11 protein-coding genes are annotated in these 7,760 nt (G+C 73.3%); 2 read left to right on the plus strand and 9 right to left on the minus strand.

All coding sequences use genetic code 11. The features are described 5' to 3' along the window. Positions 1–337, minus strand: a 337-nt coding sequence (locus AC51EU_RS24140; RefSeq protein ID WP_496269153.1) for an RNA polymerase sigma factor, incomplete at its 3' end; no start/stop codon positions are given. Positions 338–460: 123 nt separating this feature from the next. On the opposite strand from AC51EU_RS24140, the gene AC51EU_RS24145 reads away from it, so the two are divergent. Together AC51EU_RS24145 and AC51EU_RS24150 are read left to right on the plus strand one after the other, a co-directional pair. Next, the gene (locus AC51EU_RS24145) at positions 461–2,020 is read left to right on the plus strand and encodes a serine protease (RefSeq protein WP_496269154.1); all 1,560 of its coding nucleotides are present in this window, start codon (positions 461–463) and stop codon (positions 2,018–2,020) included. Between the two features lie 133 nt (positions 2,021–2,153). Beyond that, the gene (locus AC51EU_RS24150) at positions 2,154–3,080 is read left to right on the plus strand and encodes an ion transporter (protein WP_496269155.1); all 927 of its coding nucleotides are present in this window, start codon (positions 2,154–2,156) and stop codon (positions 3,078–3,080) included. A 107-nt stretch (positions 3,081–3,187) separates the two neighbouring features. Here AC51EU_RS24150 and AC51EU_RS24155 read toward each other — a convergent pair whose 3' ends face one another. The 8 genes from AC51EU_RS24155 to AC51EU_RS24190 all read right to left on the minus strand — a co-directional run bounded on the left by AC51EU_RS24155 (position 3,188) and on the right by AC51EU_RS24190 (position 7,515). Continuing rightward, the gene (locus AC51EU_RS24155) at positions 3,188–4,189 is read right to left on the minus strand and encodes a helix-turn-helix transcriptional regulator (RefSeq protein WP_496269156.1); all 1,002 of its coding nucleotides are present in this window, start codon (positions 4,187–4,189) and stop codon (positions 3,188–3,190) included. 285 nt (positions 4,190–4,474) lie between these two features. Next, positions 4,475–4,612, minus strand: coding sequence for a hypothetical protein (locus AC51EU_RS24160; protein ID WP_496269157.1), 138 nt, complete (start codon positions 4,610–4,612; stop codon positions 4,475–4,477). A 33-nt stretch (positions 4,613–4,645) separates the two neighbouring features. Beyond that, positions 4,646–4,858, minus strand: a complete 213-nt coding sequence (locus AC51EU_RS24165; protein WP_496269158.1) for an MbtH family protein — start codon at positions 4,856–4,858, stop codon at positions 4,646–4,648. Positions 4,859–4,909: 51 nt separating this feature from the next. Then, the gene (locus tag AC51EU_RS24170; protein WP_496269159.1) at positions 4,910–5,545 is read right to left on the minus strand and encodes a 2-hydroxychromene-2-carboxylate isomerase; all 636 of its coding nucleotides are present in this window, start codon (positions 5,543–5,545) and stop codon (positions 4,910–4,912) included. Between the two features lie 38 nt (positions 5,546–5,583). Next, complete coding sequence (gene fabG, locus AC51EU_RS24175) at positions 5,584–6,330, minus strand: 3-oxoacyl-[acyl-carrier-protein] reductase (RefSeq protein ID WP_496269160.1); 747 nt, start codon at positions 6,328–6,330, stop codon at positions 5,584–5,586. A gap of 47 nt (positions 6,331–6,377) precedes the next feature. Then, positions 6,378–6,863 carry a 3-hydroxyacyl-ACP dehydratase FabZ family protein gene (locus AC51EU_RS24180; protein WP_496269161.1) on the minus strand — a complete coding sequence of 162 codons (486 nt, stop codon included), beginning with the start codon at positions 6,861–6,863 and terminating at the stop codon, positions 6,378–6,380. Then, a complete protein-coding gene (locus AC51EU_RS24185) occupies positions 6,860–7,258 on the minus strand; it encodes a 3-hydroxyacyl-ACP dehydratase FabZ family protein (protein WP_496269163.1) in 399 nt (132 codons plus the stop codon). Before AC51EU_RS24185 ends, AC51EU_RS24180 begins: the two co-directional genes overlap by 4 nt. Continuing rightward, positions 7,255–7,515, minus strand: coding sequence for an acyl carrier protein (locus tag AC51EU_RS24190; protein ID WP_496269164.1), 261 nt, complete (start codon positions 7,513–7,515; stop codon positions 7,255–7,257). The genes AC51EU_RS24185 and AC51EU_RS24190 overlap by 4 nt, the downstream gene beginning before the upstream one ends. Positions 7,516–7,760: the final 245 nt, after the last annotated feature.

Below are 7,760 nucleotides of genomic sequence, written 5' to 3' on the forward strand. Positions count from 1 at the left end.
CGGCGTCCGCGAGGTGGGTGACGACGTCGTCGGCGAAGTCCGGGACCGCGCCGCGTTCGGGGACGCGGGCGAGCGCGGTGTCACGGCGGCGGCGGGTGCGCGCGTCGCGGCGCATGATGTTGGTGGCGATGCCCAGCAACCAGGGGCGCAGGCCGTCCCCTTCGGGACGCAGCCCGCCCCGGCCGCGCCATGCCTCCAGGAAGGTCGCCGAGACGACGTCCTCGGCCTCCGCCCAGTCGCCCGTGACCCGCAGGGCATAGCGGTAGAGCACCTGGGCGTGCTCGTCGTACAGCTCTGCCAGGGCGTCACGGTCCCCGCCGCGGAGGCGATTCCTCATGAGTGATTCCACACTTCGCCCTGCCCGGTCCGTTGCGCGGGTTCCGGTGACATGCGCCACACGCACCCTTGTGGCGTGACGCAGGTCACGGGAACCCGGGTGTCCGGTCGCGCAGTGCAGGTCATGAACATTTCTTCCGTACCCCGCCGGAGCGTCCTGCGGACCGTGGCCGTCGCCGTCGCCCTCACCGCCGTGGCCGGGCCGGCGGGGAGCGCCGGCGCGTTCGCCGCGGAAACGAAGACCTACACCCTGACGATCAAGCACCTCGACCGCGACGGCCGGGCGACGAAGGACTACGACACCACCGTCGCCGGGCTCTCCGGCGCGGGCGCCGACGAGGTCGTGCACCCCCACGACGACTCCGGCACGACCACCGTGCGGCTGCCGGAGGGCCGGTACCTCCTGGACAGCAGGCTGAGCGACGAGCACGCGTCGACCGGCACGGACTGGGTCATCCAGCCGCGCCTCGACCTCGACCACGACACCACCGTCACCGTGGACGCGCGGACCACCAAGCCCGTCGATGTGCGGCCGCCGGACAGCTCCGCGGTGTTCCACAACAGCGGCATGTTCGTCGAGGTCGAGCACGGCGGGGCCACCCGGGAGATCAACTTGATCAATGCCACGCCCACCCTGCGCATGGCGCACCTGGGCCCCGACGCGGAACCCGGTTCGGTGAAGCAGACGTTCACCTCCTACTGGACGGGCACGTCCGCCAACTACGCGCTCGGCCACTCCGCCACCGGGACGCGCTCCCTGACCGGGCTCACCAAGCACCCCTCCGCCAAGGACCTGGCCACCCTGCGCGTCCACGCCGCGGCCGTGCCCGGTGCCGGCGGGGAGGCGACCGTCGACCTGCAACCGAGCTCGGGATCGAGCACCTCCTTCGGGTTCCCCGCGAAGGCCCCCGGCACCTCCACGTACCTGGTGGCTCCCGAGTTCGGCAGGTGGAACGTCACCTACTTCGCGCCCAGCGCGCCCGGTGAGCCGTCGAACCGCTACTCCGAGCACGTCCCCGTACGCGCCGGGGCCACCGTCACGCGCACCTTCGACAACGCCGTCTTCGGCCCCGACCTCACCGGGCGCCCCGGGGTCGTCCGCGACGGCGACAAGATCACCGTCGATGTGCCGCTGCTGGCCGACGGCGCGGGCCATGTGCCGTCGGCCCCGTCGTACGACGGGGCGACGACGACGCTGTACCGGGACGGCAAGCGGGTCGGGACGCGGTCCGGTGAGCCCGGGAAGGCGGAGTTCACCGTCCCGTCGGGGCGGGCGTCGTACCTGCTGACCAGCACGGTGCGCCGCAAGGCCGCGGCCGGCGCCACCACGGAGGCGAGCATGTCGTGGACGTTCACCTCCGGGACGGTGAAGGGCGCGACGCCGCTGCCGGTGAGCGCCGTGCGGTTCTCCCCCGCACTCGACCGGACCGGCGCCGCGCAGGCCGGTACGACAATGCGGGTGCCGGTCGCCGTGCAGGGCGCCGCGAGCGGGCACGTGCGGACGCTGACGGTCTCGGTGTCCACGGACGGCGGCTCGTCCTGGACCCGTGTCCCGGTCGAGGACGGTGCCGTCAGCATCCGCAACCCGCGGGCGGGCACCGGTGTCTCGCTGCGCGCCGAACTGACCGACACCTCGGGCAACACCCTCACCCAGACCCTCACCGACGCCTACCGGACACGGTGACGGCGTGATCCGGCCCGCCCGGCCGCCGTGGCGGCGGGGCCGGGCGGGCCGGACGGCCGACCATCCCTCCAGGACCCTTAAGATCTAAGGCTGTTGGATCAAGGAACGGGTCTGCGAGGAAACCGAAACACCCATGTCCGGACAGACCGCCGCACAGGTGCGGTATCACATCGCCCGCCACAGCCGCCGCATCGTCGACTCCGCCGCGTTCACCACGACGGTCTTCTGCCTGATCGCCGTCAACGCCGTACTGCTGGGCGTCGAGAGCTACTCGGGCGTCGCGGCCCGGTGGCGCGGCCCGCTGGACATCGCGGAACACCTCTTCCTCGCCGCCTTCACCGCCGAGATCCTGCTGCGCGCCGCCGCCCACGCCGAGCGCCCCCTGGGCTTCTTCCGCGACCCGTGGAACGTCTTCGACCTTCTCGTCGTCGCCGTGGCGTTCCTGCCGTTCGCCCGTCAGAACGCCACCGTGCTACGGCTGTTCCGGCTCGCCAGGGTGCTGCGCGCGGCGCGCTTCCTGCCACAACTGCGGATCGTGCTCGTGGCGTTCGGCAAGAGCCTGCCGGGAACGCTGAGTTTCCTGATGGTCGGGGCGCTGCTGCTGTACGTGTACGCGATGGTGGGCTGGGTCTTCTTCGCCGCCGCCGACCCCGAGCACTACGGGTCGCTCGGCCGTGCCGTGCTCACCCTGTTCCTGCTCATCACCCTCGACGGGCTGGGGGACGCGGTCCACGCGGGGCTGGAGATCTCCCGCTGGACGGTCCTCTACTACGCGTCGTTCGTCCTGCTGGGCTCGTTCGTCCTGGTCAACCTTCTCATCGGCGTGGTCATCAACTCCCTGGAGGAGGCCCGCGCGCTGGAGGTACCCGTCCACGGGCGCAAGCGGCGGCGGCCCGTGCCGCACGACGGCGGGCATCTCGGCGAGCGCATCGCGGCGGCCCGGCAGGCCCTCGACGCACTGGAGGCCGAACTCGCCGCGCTCTCCCCGCCGGTGGCCGCCGGACGGCCGGAGCCGACGGCGGCCGTACCGGAGGCGCGGCGGCCCGCCGATGTCCGGTGAGCGCGCGGTGAAACGGCGGCGGTGACGGCCGCCGCCGGTGTCCACGGATGAGGCGCTGGGTCCCCCGGTTCCGTGGGCCCGGGGACCCAGCGCCGGTCGGGGTGCGGTCAGATGAGGCCGACCTGCATCGCCCGGACGCCGGCCTGGAAGCGGCTGCGGGCGTCCAGGGCCGTCATCGCCAGGGCGACATCGCTGCGCACGGTGCGGACGCTGCACCCGAGCCGGCGGGCGATGGCGTCGTCGGTCAGTCCCTCGGCGAGGAGCCGGAGCACGATCTCGGAGCGGGGGCGGCGGGCGCCGGGGACCCGGGTGGCGCGGGAGGTCTGGCGGATGGCTCCGGCGCGCTGCCAGGTGCGTTCGGCGAGCGCGGTGAGCCGTTCGACCTCGACGGAGGAGCGGACGACGCGGGCGCCCCCGTCGTCGTTGACGACGACGGCCACCACCCTGTCCAGGACGACGGCGCGGACCGGCACGGAGGGCGCCGTCCGGGGTGCCGAGCCCTGTTCGGCGAGCCACTGGGCGTGGGCGACGGCGCGGGGGGCCGCCAGGACGGGCGCGGCCCACACGGCGCGCAGGGTGGCGCCGCGGCGCAGCGCCATGTCGGCGATGGGCCGGGAGAACGGTGCCGCGCCGACCCCGTGGTTGCGGACGAGAAAGGTCACCTCGGTGTCGACCCGGGCGATCATCCGCTCGATGAGTGCCGCGGTCTCGTCGCGGCTCTCCCCGTAGGCGCGTACCCGGCGGTCGGGGGCGCGTTCGTGCAGGGCGAGGAAGCGTTCGAGGTCGGCCGGCCAGGTCTGGCCGGCGCCGCTCTCCCGCATCCGGCGCAGCAGCAGGGGCGGCAGCGCGACGCACGGTTCCACGGCGCGGATCGCGTCGCTGTCGTCCCCCGACTCGGTGACGAGTCCCTCGGCCCGCAGGTCCTCCAGGACCGCGGCCAGTTCGCTCTCCTCCCAGCCGAGCGCGGCGGCCAGCTCAGGGGCCCGCCAGCGCACGTCGAGCAGGAGTCTCCTGTAGACGAGTTCCGCCCGCGTGTCCCGAACGATCCCCGATTCCGTCACAACAACCTCGCCGAAAACACCGCCGTACGGCGGATACCGAACCAGCATGTCCGCAGCAGCGTATTTCGAACAGAGTCCCGGAATATCCGTCCGCCATACGAGATGGCAGCTTGTTGCTAATGCGTCCCGAAGAAAACTCAACGGTTGCTCAGCCAGTGGCATGAACCAGCCATTCAAGGGGTCTGACCGGCCCTTTTCCGTCTCCTGCGGTTCACCCGCGCGCATCTGCCGGAAAGGCCCCGTACCTCTGCCGGGCGGCAGGCGTACGGGGCCTCGGCGCGGGCGTCACGGGGGCGGACGCCCGGTGCGTGCCGGTGCGCGGCACGCGAGGGGTCAGCCGCAGCCTCCGGCGTGCCCCTCGTCGAGGGTCCGGGCCGGTGCCCGGTCACCGTACGCCGGGCCGTGGTCCTCCGGGCCCGGGGCGTCGGCGGTCGGCGGTGTCCCGGCGCCTTCGGTGGTCTCGTCGTGCATGGTCGCTCCTTGTCGGCGGCGGGCCGGCGGCGGTCAGGCGCCCATCGCGCGGGCGAGGGAGGCCGGGCGCATGTCGGTCCAGTGCGTCTCGACGTACTCCAGGCAGTCCTGCCGGGGCGCCTCGCCGTGGACCACGGTCCAGCCCGCGGGCACCTCGGCGAACACCGGCCACAGGGAGTGCTGGTTCTCCTCGTTGACCAGCACGTAGTAGCCGGCCTCGTCGTCTTCGAAGGGGTTGGTGGCCATGGGTTCTCCTTGGGCCTCGCTGATGGTGTGGTGTCGGTCCGGACCGGGAGGTCAGTCCGGGGTCGTGGTGCCGGTGCGGGCGCGGACCGCGGCGGCGAACCCCGCCAGCCGGTCGACGCCCCAGAACTTCTCGTGCCCCTCGATGAAGAACGGGACACCGAAGACGCCGTCGCGGTGCAGCGACCGCAGGCAGTCCATGCCGCGCTCCCGCACCCCGGGATCGTCGCAGGCGGCGGCCAGGCGCTGCGGGTCGAGCCCCAGCTCCTTGCCGAGGACGGCGACGACCTCCGGGTCGCCGATGTCGTTGCCCTCCTCCCACCGGGCGCGGTAGACCGCGTCGATGAACCGCCGCCCGGCGCCCTCCTCCTCGGCGACCAGGTACGCGAGGTGGGCGACCTCCCAGCGCGGGGCACGGTCGACGGGCCAGGCGAGCGTCAGGCCGCGCTCGCGCGCCAGCCGCCGCACGTCCTGGAGGATGTACAGGTGCTTCTCGCGGCTCATCGGGACGTACGGCAGCCGTACGCCCTCGGCCTCCAGTGCCTGGTGGGCCTGGTCGTCGGGCTCCCAGAACGGCAGCCAGTCGATCGCGTCGGCCACGTCGGGGTGACGGGTGACCAGGTCGTGGTGGGCGAACCAGGAGTAGGGGCTGCGGAAGGAGAAGTACCAGCGGGGCCGTCGTCGGGCCATCTCGCCTCCTCGGTGGGTCGTGCCGCGGTGGCGGCGGGTCAGAGGGTGATGCCGCCGTCGATCTGGAGGACGGCGCCGGTGATGTAGGCGGCCCGGTCGGACACCAGGTAGGCGACGAGGTCGGCGACCTCCTCGGCCGTCCCCATCCGTCCCAGCGGTACGGACGCGAGCGCCTTGGCGCGGGCCGTGTCGGTGAGCGCCGCGGTCATGTCGGTCTCGACGAAGCCGGGGGCGACGACGTTGACGCGGATTCCGGCCCGGCCCACTTCCTTGGCGAGCGAGCGGGAGAAGCCGATGATGCCGGCCTTCGACGCCGAGTAGTTGGTCTGGGTGGCGTGCCCGTAGACCCCGGCGACGGAGGAGAGGTTGACGATCGCGCCGCCGCGGCGCTTCATCATGCCGAAGACGACGGAGCGGCAGACGTGGTAGACGCCGTCGAGGTTGGTGGCGAGCACCTGCCGCCACTGGTCGTCGTCCATCAGCACCAGCGGGTTGTCGCGGGTGATGCCGGCCGAGGTGACCAGGGCGTCGACCGGTCCGAGGGTGTCCTCGGTCCGCTCGACGAGGTCGCGCATCGCGGCGCCGTCGGCGACGTCGGCGCGGCAGGCGAGGGCCCGCACGCCGGCCGCGGTGATCTCCTCCTCCAGCCGGCGGGCGGCGTCCTCGTCGGACCGGTAGCAGAACGCCACGTCGAACCCGTCGCGGGCGAGTGCCAGCGCCGTGGCCCGGCCGATACCGCGCGATCCCCCGGTGATCAGGGCCACGCTGGTCGTTGTCTGTTCCATCGGTCGTCTCTCCCGGTCGGCGGGTGCGGAGGGGTGGTGTCGGTGGGTCAGCCGCGGTCGTCGGCGGGGCGCAGCACCTCGGCGGGCCGGAAGGTCATGACGACCTGGCCGACCGTCATCACCGTCCCCGCCGCGGTACGGCTCTCGCCCTGGACGATCACGGTGTCGCTGAAGGCGCGCTCGACGGTGACGTGGTGCTCGACGACGTCACCGGGGAGGACGGCCGGCCCGAAGCGGACGCGGGACATGCCGCCGAAGAGCATCACCTGGCCGTCGAGGACGTCCGGGTTGGGGTCGTCCCAGGTCGCCAGGACCCCGGCGGCCTGGCACCACGACTCGATCAGCAGCGAACGCGGGTAGGCGTAGCCGTCCGCCGGGGTGTCCGGCCCGAGGTCCGCGTACCAGGGTTCGTTGCAGGTGACGGCCTTCACCGCGGTCAGCCGCTCGCCGGGGACGACGTCGGTGACGCGGTCCACCAGCAGCATCGGGAAGCGGTGCGGCAGCCGGGCCCTGATCTCCGGTTGTCCGGTCATGCGTCCTCCTCCGTCGCGCGGGGCGTGTACTCCAGCCGGACGCGGGCCGCGTCACCGCGTTCCGAGCGGACGGCGGCCCGGCAGCGCCAGACGTCGCCGTCCCGCTGCCAGGCGAGGTCGGCGGTGAGCCGGTCGCCGGGGTAGACGGGGCCGGTGAAGCGGGCGGAGACCACCTCGGTCAGCTCCAGCCGTCCGGCGCCGGGCGGCGCGGCGCCCAGCGCGGCGGTGTGCGCGCACTCCACCAGGCAGACGCCGGGGAAGATGGGGAATCCCCGGTAGTGGCCCGCGAGCACCGGCTCGTCGGCGCCGACGGTGAACTCCGCGGTGGCGCGCAGTTCCGCGTCGGGTGCCGCCGTCCGGACCTCCCCGGCGAGCGGCGTGGCGGCCGTGGTCATCCGGCGTCCCGCAGCTTGGCGGCGAGCAGTTCGTGGGCGGCGCGCAGACAGGTGATGTCACGCAGTTCGCGCTCCTGGATGCGGACGCCGAAGGTCTTCTCCAGGACGACCACGACCTCCAGCGCCATCAGCGAGTCGACGCCGAGGTCGTCGACGAAGTCGGCCTCGTCGGTGACCTCGTCGGTCTCCAGGTCGAGGGCCTGGGCGACGGTCTCCCGCAGCTTCTCCTTGTCGAGGGCGGTGGATGCGCTTGTCATGGCTTTCTCCTTCAGTGGCGTCGGTGCCGTGTGCGGCGGGCGCTGCCCGCGGGGGCCGTCCGGCGGACGGCGGGGGTGCGGCGGCTTCTCAGGGCCGCAGGCCGAGGACGGCGCAGCCCACCGACCCGGTGCGGTCCACCGCGGTGATCAGGCCGTACCGTCCGGCGGCCCGCTCCGGGCGCTCGGCGGCGTACGCGAGGACCGCCGCCGTCTGGAAGGCCGCGGCCGCCGCGCCGGTGTCGCCG

Source organism: Candidatus Streptomyces philanthi, from assembly GCF_059553635.1.